The organism is Caulobacter sp. CCG-8 (assembly GCF_037402475.1).
Lineage (GTDB): Bacteria > Pseudomonadota > Alphaproteobacteria > Caulobacterales > Caulobacteraceae > Caulobacter.
On record NZ_JBBEUD010000011.1, the window covers coordinates 96,118 to 113,463 of the forward strand.

A 17,346-nucleotide genomic window follows, 5' to 3' on the forward strand; every position below is an offset into this window, starting at 1 on the left:
GCGGGTAGGCGTTTCGGGGGCGTGCATGGTCAAGGAACGGATTGGTCTGCTGGACTCGCTGCGGGGTCTGGCGGTGCTGGGCATCCTGTTGTGCAACATCCCGATCGCGGCCGAGCCGCACTCGGTGGCCACCAGCCTCACCCTGTGGCCGCTGGGCATGGAACCCGCGTCGGTGGCCGTCTGGTGGGTCACCCAGGTGTTCTTCCAGCAGAAGTTCTATTCGATGTTCGCCATGCTGTTCGGCGGCTCGATCCTGATGGTCGGCGGCGACGGCGCGGGCGCCGACGCCGGGGAGCGCCGGCGGATCCTGATCCTGCGCCTGGTCAGCCTGCTGGCCATCGGTCTGTTCCATGGGTTCGTGATCTGGCAGGGCGACGTGCTCAACACCTATGCGGTGGTCGGCCTGCTGGTGCTGTGGGCCCGGTCTTGGCCGGCCAAGCGCCTGCTGCAGGCGGGGATCGCCGTGCACCTGTCGCTGTCGGGCTGGTCGGCGTGGAAGCTGCTGCAGCACGCGGCCCAGGGCGGCGCGGACCCCTCGGCGGCCGAGATGGCCAAGTTCCTGGGCAAGGTCCACGCCGACAGCGTCCAGTACGCCGGGACCTTCCAGCAGTCCTTCGTCCAGAACGCCAGGGACTTCTGGGACTTCACCTTCAGTTCGTTCACCACCTGGCCGCAGACCTGGCCGATCCTGGTGCTGTCGCTGATGCTGATCGGCATGGGCCTCTACAAGCTGGGCGTCCTGAGCGGCAAGGCGTCCGGCGGCGTCTACAAGGCCCTGATCGGGGCGGGTCTGGGCGCCCTGGCGATCGTCGGCATGGCCGAGACGCTCTACATGGTCCTGCCCGATCATCCCTGGGCGCCGCGCGCCCTGGCCCGCTGGCTGCAGAGCGCCACCGCGCCCGTGGTCAGCCTGGGCTATGTGAGTCTGATGGTCATGGCGACGCGGACCCGGGTCTGGAAGGCGATCCCCGCCGTCCTGGCCCCCGTGGGCCAGATGGCCTTCACCAACTACCTGACCCAGTCGATCCTGATGACGGCGCTGCTGTACGGCGGACGCGGGCCGGGCCTGTACAACAGGCTCGACCGGCCGGGCCTGGCCGCCGCCGTCGCGACGATCTGGCTGGTCCAGATCCTGTGGTCGCACTGGTGGATGGCCCGCTTCACCATGGGGCCGCTGGAATGGCTGTGGCGGCTGGTCTATCGCGGCCCCATGCCCCTGCGCCGGGCGCGCGGGGCGGCGACGGTCCCGGCCTAGCCGGACGTCCCGGTCAGCCGGCCGGGCGCGACTTGAGGAAGGTGTCGATCGCGGTGTTGATCACGCTGACGGTCACCGCGTCGCGCAGGCGCTGGGCCTCGGCCTGGCTGATGCCGGCGGCGGTGTAGCCGGCGATCTCGGTCAGGTCGGTCTCGCCCTTCACCAGGTTCTCGAACTCGGCCTGGGTCAGCTGGCCGGCCGCCAACTGGCCCGTCCAGAGCGCCAGATTGACCTTGGCCTTGTCGAGCGCGGCCTCGGCCATGGCTTTCACCTGGTCGGAATAGCCGTCGAAGCTGTCCTTGCCCAGGACGGTGAGGTTGGCCTTGGCGGCCGCCAGGAAATCGTCGAACTGGCTCATGACGCGCCGCCTTCCTCGGGTTGACCGCAAGAGGTGGTCTGGGCCTTGTTGGCCTCCAGGCACAGGATGTAGTCGAACGCCCGGCCGATCTGGATCTTCTTCTGGTCGCGGAAAGCCGGGCCCAGCGTGCCCTGGCTCTGCCACAGCGCGATCGTGCCGCCGTAGAGCGCGCGGTTCGGGTCGCGCAGCACGTCCCACTGCCGGGCCGACAGGGCGTTGAGCGGATCGGCGGCCGCGGCGCTGGCCGCCGCGTCGATCTTCGCGGTCAGGGCCGCTGCCTCGGCGGCGTGGTTGGCGTAGGGATCGCCCGCCACGTCCAGCAGCGACAGGGTCTGGGCCTTCAGGCTGGCGGCGGTGGCCTGGGCGACGGGATTGGGCGGCGGGGCCACGGGCGCGCAGGCGACGGGCGCCAGCAAAAGGGTCAGGACGAGCGCGGACCGCGCTATCGACGCCAGCTTCATGAGAGACCTCCCGCGAGACGACGCAAGCCTGGCACACAATCGCGCCATCCACAATCTTCACGGGAGTGACGTGGGCGCCGGACCGGGCTCAGAGGTTGCGGACGATGCCCAGCGCCTTGGCGAAATAGGTCTGGGTCTGGCTGAACAGGTCCGGGCGGTAGCGGGCCCGCGGGTCATTGGCGCGGTCGTCGTCGAAGGCGTGGGTGGCGTCGGGATAGAAGACCGTGTCCACCGCCAGGCCGTCGCGCTTCAGGCGCTCCAGCGCCTTCTGCGGATATTTCCAGCCGACCACCTGGTCCTTGCCGCCGACCACGGAGAACACCTTCGGGCCCTGGCCCCAGCCGCGGCTGGCGGTGAGGGAGGGGTAGGCCGCGTACGGATAGACCAGCAGGGCGCCCTTGACGCGGGTCCGCAGCTTCAGCGGATCGGCGTCGGCGATCCCGGTGGCGCGGGCGGCGTTCACGCCGATCGCATAGCCGTCCATGATCGACCAGCCGCCATGGCTCCAGCCGGCCAGGAACACGCGCTGGGCGTCGGCCCAGGGCTGGCGCTCCAGCCAGGCCAGCATGGCGAAGATGTCGGCCGAGCGCTTGAGGCCCTGCAGCGTCATGCCCGTGCAGACGAACAGCTTGCCGTCCAGGGTGGACATGCCGCGCGGCTTGAAGCTGTCGACCACCACGGCGGCCCAGCCGGCCTGCACCGCTACCTGGGCGTAGGTCTCCAGGAACGGGGTCTTGCCGCCGCAGCCGTGCAGGATCAGGGCGACCGGAAACGGACCCGGTCCCGCGGGCTTGAAGACCTTCGAGGCGTCGGCGACCTTGGTTCCCCAGTCGGCGCTCAGCATAAGTCGGCGCTCAGCATGCGATCCTACGGCGCCCCCGCGCGAAAGTTCCGGCGGTCAGCATGGTCGAACGGCGGCGGAAACTCAATTTCTTTGGCCGTCTGGGGTCTGCGGCCCGAGACCTCAGATTTCCTGGTTGTACGCGCCGACCCGGTCGCCCAGGCGCGGCTTCACCTCCTGGCGGAACAGGGCGCGCATGTCGTCCTCGGAGCGGGTGCTCTCGACCACCACCACGACCTCGGGCTTGTTGGACGAGGCGCGGACCAGCACCCAGGAGCCGTCCTCCAGCTGGACCCGCGCGCCGTTGACGGTGATCACTTCGGTGATCTTCCGCCCCAGGATCGAGCCGCCGGCAGCGAACAGGTCCTGGTATTCCTTCACCACCTCGTCGACGACGCCGTACTTCGCCTCGTCGGCGCAGCGGGGGCTCATGGTCAGGGAGGTGAAGGCCGTGGGCAGGGCCTTGCGAAGGTCCGACAGCTTCACGCCGCGATTGCGGTCCAGCATGGCCAGGATGGCGGCGGCGGCGCTCAGGCCGCAGTCGTAGCCGCGGCCCAGGTCGCCGTTCATGAAGAAGTGGCCGCTCTTCTCGAAGCCGGCCAGGGCCCCCAGCTCGGCGCTCTTGCGCTTGAGGTAGCTATGGCCGGTCTTCCAGTAGACCACCTTGCAGCCGTGGGCGGCCAGGATCGGGTCGGTGGCGAAGAGGCCGGTCGACTTGACGTCGACCACGAAGGTCGCGCCCGGGTGCAGCGGGGCCAGGTCGCGGGCCAGGATCAGGCCCATCTTGTCGGCGAAGATCTCCACGCCCTCGTCGTCGACCACGCCGCAGCGGTCGCCATCGCCGTCGAAGCCGAAGGCCAGGTCGGCCCCGTGCGCATGCACGGCGTCCGCCATCGCGTGCAGCATGGCGGCGTCTTCCGGGTTCGGATTGTATTTCGGGAACGTGTAGTCGAGCTCGGCGTCCAGGCCGATCACCTCGGAAACGCCCATGCGCCGGAGGCCGTCGACCGCGAAGGCGCCGGCCGTGCCGTTGCCGCAGGCGGCGATCACCTTCAGCGGCCGGGTGAGGCGGACGCGGCTCGCGACGTCGGCCAGATAGCGCTCGGCCTCGCCTTCGACGCGGACCAGCTTGCCGCCGTCGCGCTCGACGAATTCACCGCCCAGCACGATCGCCTTCAGGCGGGCCATCTCGTCGGGGCCGAAGGTCAGGGGCCTCTGGGCGCCCATCTTCACCCCGGTCCAGCCGTTCTCGTTGTGGCTGGCGGTGACCATGGCCACGCAGGGGATGTCCAGGTCGAACTGGGCGAAATAGGCGGTGGGCGACAGGGCCAGGCCGATGTCGTGCACCTCGCAGCCGGCGCTCATCAGGCCCAGGGTCAGGGCCTGCTTGATCGACAGCGAATAGCCCCGGAAGTCGTGGCCGACCACGATCCGGGAATGGCCCAGCTCGTGGATGTAGGTCCCCAGGCCAAGGCCCAGAGCCTGGACGCCCAGCAGGTTGATCTCGGACCCGAACAGCCAGCGCGCGTCGTATTCCCGAAACCCCGTGGCCTTGACCAGGGGCTCGTTCTCGTAGGCGACGGTGTTGGGAACGAGGTCGGCGCGGGGTGTGGGGAGCATCGAGGCTGCTTCGAAAGTCTTCGTACAGCCCTAGCTACCACACCCCGCCCGCTGTCGCAGACTAGTGTCGGAACACCCGCACGCCGGTGAAGGCCATGGTCAGGCCCAGCTTGTCGGCGGCCTCGATCACCTCGGGGTCGCGCATTGAGCCGCCCGGCTGGATGATCGCCGTCGCCCCGGCCTCGGCGGCCTGGATCAGGCCGTCCGCGAACGGGAAGAAGGCTTCCGAGGCGCAGGCGCAGCCCTTCAGGTCCAGGCCGAAGTCGGCGGCGCGCAGGGCCGCGATCCGGGCCGAGTCCTTGCGGTTCATCTGGCCGGCCCCGACGCCCAGGGTCTGGCCGGCGCGGGCGTAGACGATGGCGTTGGACTTGACGTGCTTGCCGACGGTGAAGGCGAACAGCATGTCGCGCACTTCCTCGTCCGTGGGCTGACGCTGGGTGACGATCTTCAGGTCGGAGGCGGTGATGCGCGCGTCATCACGGGATTGCACCAGGAAGCCGCCGGCCACCGACTTGAAGGTGTCGCCGGTCGACAGGGCGTCCGGCAGGCCGCCGGTGACCAGCAGGCGCAGGTTCTTCTTGGCGGCGAACACGGCGACGGCGTCGTCGTCGGCTTCCGGGGCGATCACCACCTCGGTGAAGATCTCGACCACGGCCTCGGCCGCCTCGCGGGTCAGGCGGCTGTTGACGGCGACGATGCCGCCGAAGGCGCTGGTGGGATCGCAGGCCAGGGCCCGCTCATAGGCCTCGCGCTGGGTCTTGCCGACGGCCACGCCGCAGGGATTGGCGTGCTTGATGATCGCCACGGCCGGGCCCTGGGCCGGATCGAACTCGGCGATCAGCTCGAAGGCCGCGTCGGTGTCGTTGATGTTGTTGTAGCTGAGTTCCTTGCCCTGCAGCTGGGTGGCCGTGGCCACGCCCGGACGCGGGTTGGGGAAGGTGTAGAAGGCGGCCTTCTGGTGTGGATTCTCGCCGTAGCGCATGGTCTGGCGCAGCTCGCCGGCGATGCTCTTGCGGGCCGGGAAGTCCTGGCCCAGCTGGGCGGCGAACCAGGTCGAGATCGCCGCATCATAGGCCGCGGTGCGGGCATAGGCGCGAGCGGCCAGGGTCTTGCGCAGGACCAGGGTGGTCCCGCCGGCCTTCAGGGCCTCCAGCACTTCGGCGAGGTCCGATGGGTCGGTGCAGACGGCGACATAGCCGTGGTTCTTGGCCGCCGAGCGGATCATGGCCGGGCCGCCGATGTCGATGTTCTCGACGCACTCCTCGTAGGAACCGCCCTTCGCGACCGTGGCCTCGAACGGATAGAGGTTCACGTACAGGATATCGATGCCGCCGATGCCGTGGTCGGCCATGGCCTTGGCGTGCTCGGGGGCGTCGCGCACGCCCAGCAGCCCGCCGTGCACGATCGGGTGCAGGGTCTTGACCCGGCCGTCCATCATCTCGGGGAAGCCCGTCAGGTCCGAGACGTCCTTGACCGGCAGGCCGGCCGCGGCGATGGCGGCCTTGGTGCCGCCGGTCGAGACCAGCTCGACGCCCGCCTCGTGCAGGACCTTGGCGGCCTCGACCAGGCCGGTCTTATCGGAGACCGACAGCAGGGCGCGCTTGGGGGCGACGAGATCGGGGGCGGACGGATAGTCGGGGGCGGCGGGCACGGCGGACTCCTGGCTGGTCTGGTTGGACGAGAAAACGGAGCCCAGGCGCGCGGCATATGAGGTCCGCGCTCCCCGATGGTTGCCCATCACTAGCGCCAGTCACGCGAACGCGCGGAAAATACGGGGGAGGCGAGAGGAGTCAATCGGGGTCGGGGCCTCCTCCACAGGGGGAGAACCGGGCTACCCCAGCCGCACCGGCAGCACCGCCCGCGCGCCGTCCGCCGCGAAGGTCAGTTCCGGCCGGCCGCCCAGGTCGCCGGCAAGGCCGCGCTCCAGCAGGCGGGTGCCGAAGCCCCGGCGTTCGGGGGGCTGCACCGGCGGCCCGCCGCGCTCGGTCCATCTCAGGACCGCCCGGTCCTCGGCCGTCTGCTCCCAGGCGACGTCCACCCGGCCGCCCGCCGCCGACAGGGCGCCGTACTTGGCCGCGTTGGTGGCCAGCTCGTGCATGGCCAGGGCCAGGGACAGGGCGGTGCTGGCGCCCACCCGCAGGGCGGGGCCGCTGACCGCCACCCGGTCGGGATCCTGGTCGTCGACGAACGGCGCCAGGCCCTGGCGGACGATGTCGTCCAGGGCCGCGCCCTCCCAGCTCTCGCGGGTCAGCACGTCGTGGACGGCCGACATCGCCAGCAGCCGCCCGATCAGCCGCTCGCGCACGGCCTCGACCGCCTCTTCCGGCCGCAGGGTCTGGCGGACGATCGACTGGACCGAGGCCAGGGTGTTCTTCACGCGGTGGTTCAGCTCGTTGATCAGCAGGCGCTGGCGGGCCTGGGCCGTCTTGGTCTCGGTCATGTCCATCGCCATGCCGATATAGCCCTGGAACTGGCCCTGGGCGTCGATCTGCGGTCGGGCGTTGGCGACCATCCAGCGATAGTTTCCGTCGCCTCCCAGGAACCGCGCCTCGAAGCCGTAGGCCGTCGGCCCGCCCTCGGCGGTGCGCGCCGCCGCCCGTCGGGCGCCGACCCCGGGGATGTCGTCGGGATGGATCAGGCCGATCCAGGCGTCGCCCAGCAGGTCGGCCGGCGCCACCCCGGTGTATTCGCCGAAGGCTTCGTTGGCGAAGGTGATCCCGCCCTCCACCGAGGTCATCCACACCGGGGCCGGCGCGGAATCGGCCATGGCGCGGAACCGGGCCTCGCCCTCGCGCAGGCGTTCCTCGGCGCGCTTGCGTTCGGTGATGTCGGTGTGCACGCCGATCCATTCGCGGATCGAGCCGTCGGCCTCCAGGGCGGCGACGGCGCGGATGGCGAAGTCGCGCCACACCCCGTCGTGGCGACGCACCCGATGCTCGAAGGTGAAGGGGCCGCCCCGGGCGACGGCCTCGTTCCACGCCCGGATCGTCGGCTCGGCGTCGTCGGGATGGACGGCGTCGGCCCAGCCGAAGCCCTGATAGTCGTCGTGCGCCTGGCCGGTCAGGCTGGCCCAGCCGGGCTGGTCGCCGACCATCCGGCCCGAGGCGTCGTTGGTCCACAGGATGCCGTCGACGGCGCCGATGGCGGCGCGGAACCGCGCCTCGCTGGCGGCCAGCCGTTCATGCACCTCGACCCGGTCGGTGATGTCGCGGATGAAGCCCAGGAACAGGAGAGCGTCCGGATCGCCGAACGCGGCCAGGGACACCTCGATCGGGATCTCGCTGCCGTTCTTGCGCACCGCCATCAGCTGCGAGCCCTGGCGCGCGGCCGGCGGCTCGGCCAGGGCCAGGCGCTTGGTCAGCAGTTGCCGGTAGTGGGCCTGATGGCGCAGCGGGGCCAGCAGGTCGATCAGGCCCCGGCCCAGGACCTCGTCGCGCGGCCAGCCGAAGGCCGCCTCGGCGCGGGCGTTCCAGTCCAGGATCACGCCCTTGGCGTCCATGACGACGACGGGGTCGATCGCGGTGTTCAGGATGGGCCGCAGGGCGGCGAGGCTCGACATCTGCCCCTCCCTCAGCCGACGCGGTCGAAAACAGCTACAGGACAGGGTGGGGGCTGTGAATTCCGCGCTCCGGCGGGCGCGTGGGACGTAATGTCGCAGGGGATCAGTGATCCGTCGCCCGGGCCAGCTTCCAGCGGATCTTGGCGCCCTTCTCGGGACGGACCTGGCTCTTGAGCACGATGGCGCCGGCGGGGCGGGCGTGGCCGTGGTCGAAATGGGCCGAGGGGGTGATGGCCACATCGACCGCGTCGTTGCGCAGCCACCAGCCGACGTTGGACGGCCCCTTGATCAGCACGCTCTTGCCGTCGCGCGCCAGCGAGGCGCGGGCGTCCGGATGCAGGTGGAAGGTGACCGAGAACGGCAGGTAGCGGCGCGGACCGTCGGGATTGGCCGAGCCGATCGGGATCAGGCTGTCCTCGCCGCGCAGCTCGTCGGCCTTGAGGTCCAGGAACAGCCGCCGGGCGTGGGTTAGGCCCAGGCGCCGCCAGCCGTCGTGGACGATGTCCAGCCACACCCCGACGTCGGCGTCGTGGCGCTTGACCTCGACCTCGGTCGCGCCGTCGACCAGCCACGGGCCCAGGGCGTCGGCGCGCCAGCCCGACAGCGGCCGGCCGGCCGAGCCGTCGCCCACCGACACGGTCGAGGCGGCGGACGAAAGCCGGAAGGCGTTGGCGCCGGTCGCTTCCGGACTCCAGCCGCAGCTGGTGATCAGCCGGTCCTTGCCGAACACGATCTCGACCGCGGCCGGCTGGGCGCAGGCGGTGACGCTGAGCACGCCCGTGGCCGGCGGCCCGGCGTCGGCCATCACCTGGAGGCTGCCGCCCTGCATCTTCTGATAGCCGACATGCGGCGCGCTCTGCGGCGGGCGCGGGCCGTGGTCGTCATGGGCCAGGGCCGCAGCGATCCGCTTCGGCTCGATCGCCTCGCCGCCCTGGAACGCGGCCAGATGACCGTCGGCCAGGGCGAAGAAGCGCACCGACGAGCTCAGGCGGTCGATGGCGCGGGTCAGGGCCTCGGGGACGGGACGGCCGCGCTGGCCCAGGGCGTCGTCCAGGGTCAGCAGGTCGAACAGCAGCTCCAGCCCGGCCTCCGGCGAGCGGCTGGCGTGGCCGCCGTCGGGCAGGACGACCAGGTCCAGCAGGGCGTGGACGCGCTTGAGGCCCTGGGCCGTCAGCCGGTCGCTGGCCTTGCCGGTCAGGGCGCAGCCGGCGATGGCCACCACCACGGCCCGCTCCAGCCGGCGCTCGGGCGCGTCGGAGGCCTTGAGCAACTGGCGCGCCCCGCGGGCGATGTCCTGCGTCATGGCCGAGATCTCGGCGTCGGACGCTTCGGGGGCCAGGGCCTTGGCGGCGCAGGCCAGGTGGAAGGTGCGCCGCTCCAGCCGCTCGCCGCTCCACGAGAAGGCGTTCCAGGTCCCGAACACCCGCCGCCAGTCCTGCAGCAGCCGCAGGGCCAGGCGCGACGATCCGGGGCCGGCGGCCAGCAGGTGCGGCAGCCAGTCGAAGCCGTGCAGGGCGGTGGCGAACTGGCGGGTCGGGCTGGGCTGGTCGAAGGGGTCGCCGGTCTCGCCCAGCCGCAGGGCGCCGCCGTCCAGCACCAGCAGGCCGTCCAGCAGCTGGCGGCCGCGGTCGGGATCGACGGGACGGGGATCGTGGGGATGGCCGGCCAGGCCGACCGGCCTGGGCCGGCTGATCGAGGCGCGGTGCGGCGGCGAGCCGAACCATTCGCGTTCCAGGTTGCCCTTGATCGCCGCGCCGAGGGCCTTGAGCGTCACGCCCTTGGTGCGGGCTCCGCGGCCACGGGCTCCAGAGCCACGGGAGGAGGGGCCGCCGGCGAGGGCGGAGGACTTGCGGCTGGAACCTGTCGCGGGAGCCCCCTCCATGCCGCTGGATCAGCCGCCCTTCAGGGCGCGGATGTTGCCGGCATAGGCGGAGGGGCCGCCCTTGAACACCGCCGAGCCGGCGACCAGGGCCGTGGCCCCCGCCGCCACGCACTGCGGGGCGGTGACCGGGGTGACGCCGCCGTCGACCTCCAGGATGATGTCGAGGCCGGCCTTGTCGATCATCCTGCGCAGGGCCTCGACCTTGCGCAGCTGGCCGGGGATGAAGCTCTGGCCGCCGAAGCCGGGATTGACCGACATCACCAGCAGGAGATCGACGTCCTCGAGGATCCACTCGACGTGGTCGATCGAGGTCGAGGGGTTGAAGACCACCCCGGCCTTGGCCCCCAACTCGCGGATGCGCTTGAGGCTGCGGTGCAGGTGAGGGCCGGCTTCCGGATGGATGCTGATCAGGTCGGCGCCGGCGGCGCGGAAGGCCTCCAGGTACGGATCGGCCGGGCTGATCATCAGGTGGACGTCGAACGGGATCTTGGCGTGCGGCCGGATCGCCCGAACGACATCCGGGCCCAGGGTGATGTTGGGCACGAAATGGCCGTCCATCACGTCGACATGCACCCAGTCGGCGCCGGCCGCCTCGATGGCGGCGACCTCTTCGCCCAGCTTGGCGAAGTCGGAGGCGAGGATGGACGGGGCGATCAGCGGCGCGGTCATGGGTCCCTGGCTTAGCTGTGTCGGGCTCACGCCACAAGCGAGTGCTTCGCCCGGAAGCTTAACGCACTCATCCGCCTCAAGGTTGTCGTCCGCAAGCGCGGAGCTTGGGCCGGGACGCCGGCTTTCCAGGCTACCGTTTGACGAATCGCGCCGCGAAGAAGCCGTCCAGTCCGCCCTCGCGGTGGTGGGGCAGGATTCGCAGCGTGCCGCGCGCCGTCAGGCTGGCGGCCGGGGCGCCGCCTTCCTCCGGGGCGATGGGGTCCAGGGCCATGTCCGGACGGCGGGCCAGGAAGGCCTCGACCTGGGCCTCGCCCTCTTCCGGCTCCAGCGAGCAGACGCAGTAGACCAGGCGGCCGCCGGGCTTCAGGCGGCCGGCGGCGCTGTCGAGCAGGCGGCTCTGGACGGCGGCCAGGCTGGCCACGTCGCCGGGGCGGGCGGCCCACAGCACGTCCGGATGGCGGCGGAAGGTGCCGGTGGCCGAGCAGGGCGCGTCCAGCAGCACGGCGTCGAAGGTCCGCGCGTCCTCCCAGGCCCCGGCGTCGGCGGCGACCACCTCGGCGGTCAGGGAAAGGCGGGCCAGGTTCTCGGTGACGCGCTGCAGGCGGGCTGCCGAGCGGTCGACGGCCACGGTCTGCGCGCCGGCGGCGGCCAGCTGCATCGTCTTGCCGCCGGGCGCGGCGCAGAGGTCGAGCGCGGTCTGTCCGGCCTTCACGTCCAGCAGGCGGGCGGGGATGGCGGCGGCGGCGTCCTGCACCCACCAGGTCCCCTCGTCGAAGGCCGGCCAGGCCGAGACGTCGCCCCGGCGCTCGGTGCGCAGCGTGCCGCCGGGCAGGATCTGGCCTTCCAGCCGGGCGGCCAGGTCGGCCGCGTCGGCGCCGGGCTTCAGCGACAGGTCGGTGGCCGGCTCGAAGGCGATCTGGCCGGCGACGGCGTCGGCGGTCTCCTTGCCCCAGGCGCCGACCCAGCGGGCGTAGAGCCACGGCGGGGCCAGGTCCTCGGCGGCGTCGGACAGGCCGCCGTCGCGCAGGAGGCCGCGCAGCACCGCGTTGACCAGGCCCTTGAACGGGCGGCTGGTCTTGTTGGCGCCGGCCAGCTCGACGCTGGTGGCGACGGCGGCGAAGGCCGGCACCTCCAGGAAGAAGGCCTGGGTCGCGCCCAGGCGCAGCAGGTTGCGCACGCGCGGCGGCGGCTCCTTGGCCAGCTTGCCGGCCAGGGCGCGGTCGATGGGCCCCAGATGGCGCAGGGCGGCCATGGCGAGGGCGCGCGCGAAGGCCCGCTCGCGCGGTTCCAGAAAGCGGAAGGCGTTGGCCGAGGCGGCTTCGTCGAGCCCGCCGCGCCGCGACAGGGCCGCGTCGATGAGGGCAAGGGCGCCTTCCCGTGCCGGGAGGCCGTCGTTGAGTTCCTGAGTCACCCGCTCGCCGTGCCCAAAGGCGACGGCGAGCGCAAGCGGAATCAGGCCGCGGCCGGTTTGCGCACCAGGCTCGTGATCACCGTCACGCCGAACAGCAGGAAGCCGGCGACGGTGCAAAGCCCGCCCACCGCCAGCAGCGGCCCGTAGATCGAGACAGGTCCGACCTGGCCCAGATACATGAAGAGGCCGCTGATCATGCAGATCACGCCCACGTTCGACAGGGTGAAGTTCGTCAGCTTGACCCAGTTGGGCACGTTCTGGCCCAGCAGGGCGTAGAAGGCGCCCATTAGCGCCAGGCTGACCCAGCCCAGCAGGTTCAGGTGGGCGTGGGCGGAATAGGTGGCGTGGTTCTGGGTGATGCTCATCGTCAGGCCCCAGCAGACGCCGATCATGGCGTAGGTGGCGGCGGCGGCGAAGAAGGCGTGAGGCCAGCGGCTAGTGGTCATGGAAACTCCCCCGAGTTGCAGAACGCGGTTATTCGGAAGCCGGGGGTTGAACACCAGAAGGATTTCGCGGGCAAGAGGGACGATGTTAAACCTTGGTCATGTCCGAGCTTCCCTCCCCCCAGCCCGACCTTCCGCCCGGCGCCGCGCCGGACAAGCCGCTGACCCCGGCCGCCCGCCGCGCGCTTGAAGAAGCCGCGGCCCGCCGCGCGGCCGAGCACGCCGCCGCCTTGCCCACCGAGGAGGGCGGCCGCGACGGTCCCGAGCCGACGCGGTTCGGCGACTGGGAGCGCAAGGGCGTGGCGGTGGATTTCTAGGGGCGAAGCCCCGTTCCTCCCCCTGTGGGGGAGGGCCTCGCTGGCGAGCGCTAGTGGCCCGCCATCTCCGCCACCACCTTCAGCGCCGCCTCGCGCGGGTCGTTGGCCGCCGTGATCGGACGGCCGCAGACCAGGTGGCTGGCGCCGGCCTTCAGGGCGTCGGCCGGGGTGGCGGCGCGGGCCTGGTCGTTCTTGGCCGACCAGAAGGGGCGCACGCCCGGCGTCACCACCAGGAAGTCGGGGCCGGCGATCTCGCGGGCCAGGGCGGCTTCCTGCGGGGACGAGACGATGCCGTCCACCCCACACTCCACCGCCTGGCGGATGCGCCGGGCCACCAGGTCGCGCGCCGAGAAGGCGTAGCCCATCTCGATCAGGTCGGCGTCGGTCAGGCTGGTCAGCACGGTGACGGCCAGGATCTTCAGGTCCGAGCCGGCCTTGGCCTTGACGGCGGCCTGCATCACCTGCGGCTCGGCGTGGACGGTCAGCAGGTCGCAGCCGGCCCCGGCCAGCACCCGGGCCGAGCGCTCCACGGTGGCGCCGATGTCGTGCAGCTTCCAATCGAGGAAGATCTGCTTGCCCTCGCCCTTCAGCTGGCGCGCCAGGGCCATGCCGTCGGTGGCCAGCAGCTCCAGGCCGATCTTGTAGAACGACACCGCGTCGCCCAGGGTCTCGACCATTTGACGGGCCTCGGCCGTGCTGGGCAGGTCGAGCGGCAGGATCAGGCGCGGATCTGCGGTCATGGCGGTCCCCTTGGGGTTGGCGCGCGCGTTCGCATCACCCTAAGAAGGATGCGGATCCGCGCGAATTGAAGGCTAAGCACCCCGAATGAGCCAGGCTGAGCTCGCCGTCAACTTTTTCGTCGCCCTGTTCGCCCTGATCGATCCGATCGGCAACGTGCCGCTGTTCGCCGCCGCCACCCTGGGCGCGGCCGCCGCCGGCCGCCGGATGGTGGCGGTCTATATCGGCCTGTTCGTCGCCGCCTTCCTGATCTTCTTCTTCTTCACGGGCGTCAGCCTGCTGGAGTTCTTCGGCATCTCGATGCCGGCCTTCCGCATCGCCGGCGGCATCATCCTGTTCATCCTGGGCCTGGACATGGTGCGCGACGACTTCACCACCATGTTCGCCGACGCGGCCGAGGGCGTGGAGGGCCAGTCGGCCCGGGTCTACGCCAAGCAGCGGTTCGAGCGGCTGATCGTGCCGTTCGCCATGCCGCTGCTGATCGGGCCCGGTGCGATCTCGACCGTGATCATCTACGCCAGCGAGGCCCGGCCCCTGGGCCTGGCGGGCCTGGCCGCCGGCGTCGGGGTGATCGCCGCCGTCTCGGTGGTGCTGGTCGCCGTGTTCTGGGCCGCGCCGGTGATCAGCAAGGTGCTGGGCCGGATCGGCATGAGCATCGTGGTGCGGGTGCTGGGCCTGATCCTCTGCGCCCTGGCGGTGCAGTTCGTGCTGATCGGCGTGGGCGACGCCACCCGCGGCCTGATCCGGGCCGACGCCAAGGCCCCGTACGCCGAGCACAGGTAGCGGACGAAGAAACACGCGCCGCATGGCGTCGGTGTGAAATCGGAGGCGGTCGGGAGCGAGCGTGTGTCCCCCGTACCGTCCTAGACCTTCCGGAACCGGCTTCCCTGGCTGGCCATCAGGGCCAGGGCCCAGTCGTCGGGGACCAGCTTGGCGATGGCCGCGATGGCCTTGTTGGGCGAGCCGGGCACGCAGATCGCGCGATTGGCCTCGGCGGCCTCGTAGCCGGCGGCGGCCACCTCGTCGGCGCCCAGCCACAGCCAGGTCGGCAGGCTCTGGCTGACCTGGGCGCGGGTGCCGTTGACGTCGTGGAACTCCGAATAGGTGAAGCCCGGGCACAGGGCGCTGACGTGCACGCCCGCCGCCTGGTTCTCCAGGTGCAGGCTCTGGGAGAACTTCACGAGAAAGCTCTTGGTCGCCGCGTAGAGGGTGTGGCCCGCCGCGCCGGGGGCCAGGCCCGCCAGGGAGGCGACGTTGACGATGCGGCCGAAGCCGCGCTCGACCATGCCCGGCAGCACCTTGTGGGTCAGGCCGCAGACCGAGACCAGCAGCACCTGCAGGAAGGCGCTCTGGTCGGCCCAGGTGGTCTGGGCGTAGGCGCCGGGCAGGCCGTAGCCGGCGTTGTTGACCAGGGCGTCGACCACCCGCCCCTCGGCCTCGATCGCCGCCAGCACCTGGTCGACGGCGTCGGCCTGGGCCAGGTCGGCGGCGATCGGATAGGCCTCGACGCCGAACCGCAGGCGGATCTCGGCGGCCAGGGTCTCCAGCCGGTCCAGCCGGCGCGCGGTCAGGGCCACGTCGTAGCCGTGGCTGGCGTAGATGCGGGCGAAGGCGGCCCCGATGCCGGCGGAGGCGCCGGTGATCAGGGCGAGACGGCGGGCCATGCGGCGAGTGTCCAGCGAAACGGTGAAACTTGGCTGGAGTCGAGCACGGGCGGGCGTTTGGTTCAAGGCGGGGCGGCGGCGCCTCGGCCTGATCACGGCCTCGGGGGTCATGACCTCGAATTAAGTCGTCTCCCGCCGGAGCCGTCGCTATCTCTGGCCGCACCCCTTTTCGAGAGTAGTGAAGCATGCGCGCATTTTCGATCCTCGCCGCCGCCACCGCCGCCGCCCTGGGCATTGCCGACGCCGCTTCGGCCGCGTCGTCGATCGACATCACCAACGCCGTCGCCCGCGTGACCGTGATCCCCGAGGCGCGGAGCGACGTGAAGGTCGAGATCCAGAATTCCAACCCCAGGCTGCCGCTGCAGGTCCGGCCATCGGGATCGCGCATCGTGATCGACGGCGGACTGGCGGGCGGCGTCGACGGCGACCGGATCAAGGGCTGCGACGTCGAGGACGGCAAGCCCGTCGTCGCGGTGCGCGACATCGGCGACGTGGCCTGGGCCGACATGCCGCAAGTGGTGATCCACGCGCCGATGGGCGTCGAGCTGGCCACTAGCGGCGCCGTGTTCGGCGAGGTCGGTCGCACCGACAGCCTGGAGCTGTCCAACGCCGGCTGCGGCGACTGGACGGTGGGTGACGTCAAGGGCGCGTTCGAACTGAACCAGGCGGGCCCGGGCGACACCAAGGCCGGCCGGGCCGGCGAGGCCGAGGTCCACATCGCCGACTCGGGACATCTGACGCTCCAGGGCGTCGACGGCGACCTGGAGATCTTCGTCGCCGGCTCGGGCGGCGTGGCGGCGACCAGCGTGGGCCGCAAGTTCGAGGCCCATGTCGCCGGTCCGGGCCGCGTCAGCGTGGCGGGCGGCCGGTCGACCGAGGTCGAGGTCAGTATCCTGGGAGCGGGCGAGGTCGACTTCAACGGCGTGGCCGGCAAGGTCTCGGCCTCGGTCTCGGGCTCCGGCAGGGTGGTGGTCGCCAAGGCCGAGGGGCCGGTCAGCAAGGCGGTCGCCGGATCGGGCCAGGTTGTGGTCGGACCGTAGGCCGGCGACGGCCCCTCCGTCAGGGCGCCGTTCGCGCCGCGCCGCCTCCCCCGCTTCGCGACGGAGGAAGGGGGAGGGGATGCTCGGGCTCAAGCGTCCCCTCGGGCGGCGCCGGAGCGCCGCGGGCCCGTCCTTCGGGCTGGGGGATCAGGAAGGACGGGCGGACTTCGTTACGCCGCTTCGCTGAGCGCCGGCTGGGCGCCGCGCGTCCAGCGGACGGCGGCCTCGGCGATGCGGACGCCGAACAGGCGGGCGGTCTCGCGGTCGCCGGCCGGCGGGGTGATCTCGGGCGAGGCGTTGTCGGACTGGGCGGCCAGGCCGATGAACGAGCCGACGCGGTTCAGCGTGTCGGGGCCGCGTTCGGCGGCGGTCACTCCGGGAGGGGCCAGGCCCAGGTTCACCCAGTTCATGCCGTGCTGGGCGGCCAGGATGGTCAGGCTCTCCAGGGCGTGGCCCTTGTCGCCCGCGAAGCTGTGCGAGTTGGTGAAGCCCGCGGCCAGCTTGTCCTTCCAGGCGCCGGTGAAGAACACGCCGGCGGTGGCGTCGGCGAACACTTTGAACACGCCCGAAACGTCGCCCATGTAGGTCGGGGCGCCGAACACCACGGCGTCGGCCGCGGTGATCTGTTCGATGATCGGGGCGAAGTCCTGGGCGGCGTTCTCGATCTTCAGCAGCACCGGGGTCTGGCCGGCGTCGCGGACGCCTTCCGCGATCTTGTCGGCGAGGACGGCGGTGTGGCCGTAGCCCGAATGGTAGACGATGGCGACCTTGGTCATTGGAATGAGCCCTAGTTGATGGTTGGTTTCGCAACTGAAACCGTGACGATTACGTATGATCGTCTCGGGCGGTTTCCAGGGGATCGGCAACAGAAGGTGATGCAGTTATTCTGCAAGCCGATTCAGCGCCGGTAGGGTCGGTTTCGGGCGAACGGCGGAATCTGGGGGCTGATCGATGCTTCAACCTTGTGACAACGTTGTCATTATCTTATCTAGCGCGATAACCAGACAACAGCATCAGCTGAAGGCGCGCCGTCCCAAGGCATCCTTGGGGCGCGTCCCGGGCCGTCCTGCGGCGTGTGTATCGAAAGG

General features: G+C 71.2%; 17 protein-coding genes and 1 riboswitch. Of the genes, 4 read left to right on the forward strand and 13 right to left on the reverse strand.

Annotated features, from left to right (window positions below; translation table 11 throughout):
- Positions 1–25 precede the first annotated feature (25 nt).
- Positions 26–1,255: a DUF418 domain-containing protein gene (locus WAE60_RS12595; protein WP_337686819.1), complete on the forward strand. Its 1,230-nt coding sequence runs from the start codon at positions 26–28 to the stop codon at positions 1,253–1,255.
- A 13-nt stretch (positions 1,256–1,268) separates the two neighbouring features.
- Here WAE60_RS12595 and WAE60_RS12600 read toward each other — a convergent pair whose 3' ends face one another.
- From WAE60_RS12600 to WAE60_RS12645, 10 genes are all read right to left on the reverse strand, one after another.
- Positions 1,269–1,613 (reverse strand): hypothetical protein, encoded by a 345-nt coding sequence (locus WAE60_RS12600; protein WP_029910700.1) that lies wholly within the window; start codon positions 1,611–1,613, stop codon positions 1,269–1,271.
- Entirely contained in the window at positions 1,610–2,074 is a 465-nt protein-coding gene (locus WAE60_RS12605) for a hypothetical protein (protein ID WP_337686820.1), read from the reverse strand. Before WAE60_RS12605 ends, WAE60_RS12600 begins: the two co-directional genes overlap by 4 nt.
- An 88-nt stretch (positions 2,075–2,162) precedes the next feature.
- The gene (locus tag WAE60_RS12610) at positions 2,163–2,918 is read right to left on the reverse strand and encodes a prolyl oligopeptidase family serine peptidase (RefSeq protein ID WP_029910707.1); all 756 of its coding nucleotides are present in this window, start codon (positions 2,916–2,918) and stop codon (positions 2,163–2,165) included.
- Between the two features lie 120 nt (positions 2,919–3,038).
- The gene (locus WAE60_RS12615; protein WP_337686821.1) at positions 3,039–4,535 is read right to left on the reverse strand and encodes a phosphomannomutase/phosphoglucomutase; all 1,497 of its coding nucleotides are present in this window, start codon (positions 4,533–4,535) and stop codon (positions 3,039–3,041) included.
- A gap of 61 nt (positions 4,536–4,596) precedes the next feature.
- Positions 4,597–6,186 carry a bifunctional phosphoribosylaminoimidazolecarboxamide formyltransferase/IMP cyclohydrolase gene (gene purH / locus WAE60_RS12620; RefSeq protein ID WP_337686822.1) on the reverse strand — a complete coding sequence of 530 codons (1,590 nt, stop codon included), beginning with the start codon at positions 6,184–6,186 and terminating at the stop codon, positions 4,597–4,599.
- Between the two features lie 32 nt (positions 6,187–6,218).
- Positions 6,219–6,299: riboswitch (ZMP/ZTP riboswitch) on the reverse strand.
- 67 nt (positions 6,300–6,366) lie between these two features.
- A complete protein-coding gene (locus WAE60_RS12625) occupies positions 6,367–8,094 on the reverse strand; it encodes a PAS domain S-box protein (RefSeq protein WP_337686823.1) in 1,728 nt (575 codons plus the stop codon).
- 103 nt (positions 8,095–8,197) lie between these two features.
- The gene (locus WAE60_RS12630; protein WP_337686825.1) at positions 8,198–9,976 is read right to left on the reverse strand and encodes a heparinase II/III family protein; all 1,779 of its coding nucleotides are present in this window, start codon (positions 9,974–9,976) and stop codon (positions 8,198–8,200) included.
- 9 nt (positions 9,977–9,985) lie between these two features.
- A complete protein-coding gene (rpe, locus tag WAE60_RS12635) occupies positions 9,986–10,645 on the reverse strand; it encodes a ribulose-phosphate 3-epimerase (protein WP_029910718.1) in 660 nt (219 codons plus the stop codon).
- A gap of 130 nt (positions 10,646–10,775) precedes the next feature.
- Positions 10,776–12,056, reverse strand: a complete 1,281-nt coding sequence (locus WAE60_RS12640; RefSeq protein WP_337686827.1) for an RsmB/NOP family class I SAM-dependent RNA methyltransferase — start codon at positions 12,054–12,056, stop codon at positions 10,776–10,778.
- A 41-nt stretch (positions 12,057–12,097) separates the two neighbouring features.
- Entirely contained in the window at positions 12,098–12,502 is a 405-nt protein-coding gene (locus tag WAE60_RS12645) for a hypothetical protein (protein WP_029910723.1), read from the reverse strand.
- 98 nt (positions 12,503–12,600) lie between these two features.
- Between WAE60_RS12645 and WAE60_RS12650 the strand changes: the two genes are divergently transcribed.
- Positions 12,601–12,816 carry a DUF1674 domain-containing protein gene (locus WAE60_RS12650; protein WP_029910727.1) on the forward strand — a complete coding sequence of 72 codons (216 nt, stop codon included), beginning with the start codon at positions 12,601–12,603 and terminating at the stop codon, positions 12,814–12,816.
- A gap of 50 nt (positions 12,817–12,866) precedes the next feature.
- Here the strand turns inward: WAE60_RS12650 and pyrF are convergent, their stop codons facing one another.
- Complete coding sequence (pyrF, locus tag WAE60_RS12655) at positions 12,867–13,556, reverse strand: orotidine-5'-phosphate decarboxylase (protein WP_029910734.1); 690 nt, start codon at positions 13,554–13,556, stop codon at positions 12,867–12,869.
- Between the two features lie 85 nt (positions 13,557–13,641).
- On the opposite strand from pyrF, the gene WAE60_RS12660 reads away from it, so the two are divergent.
- The gene (locus WAE60_RS12660; RefSeq protein ID WP_029910736.1) at positions 13,642–14,337 is read left to right on the forward strand and encodes a MarC family protein; all 696 of its coding nucleotides are present in this window, start codon (positions 13,642–13,644) and stop codon (positions 14,335–14,337) included.
- Between the two features lie 80 nt (positions 14,338–14,417).
- Here the strand turns inward: WAE60_RS12660 and WAE60_RS12665 are convergent, their stop codons facing one another.
- The gene (locus tag WAE60_RS12665; protein WP_337686829.1) at positions 14,418–15,218 is read right to left on the reverse strand and encodes an SDR family oxidoreductase; all 801 of its coding nucleotides are present in this window, start codon (positions 15,216–15,218) and stop codon (positions 14,418–14,420) included.
- Positions 15,219–15,403: 185 nt separating this feature from the next.
- On the opposite strand from WAE60_RS12665, the gene WAE60_RS12670 reads away from it, so the two are divergent.
- Positions 15,404–16,258, forward strand: a complete 855-nt coding sequence (locus WAE60_RS12670) for a DUF2807 domain-containing protein (protein ID WP_337686831.1) — start codon at positions 15,404–15,406, stop codon at positions 16,256–16,258.
- A gap of 170 nt (positions 16,259–16,428) precedes the next feature.
- On the opposite strand, the gene WAE60_RS12675 is transcribed toward WAE60_RS12670, so the two are convergent.
- Entirely contained in the window at positions 16,429–17,034 is a 606-nt protein-coding gene (locus WAE60_RS12675) for a flavodoxin family protein (protein ID WP_337686832.1), read from the reverse strand.
- Positions 17,035–17,346: the final 312 nt, after the last annotated feature.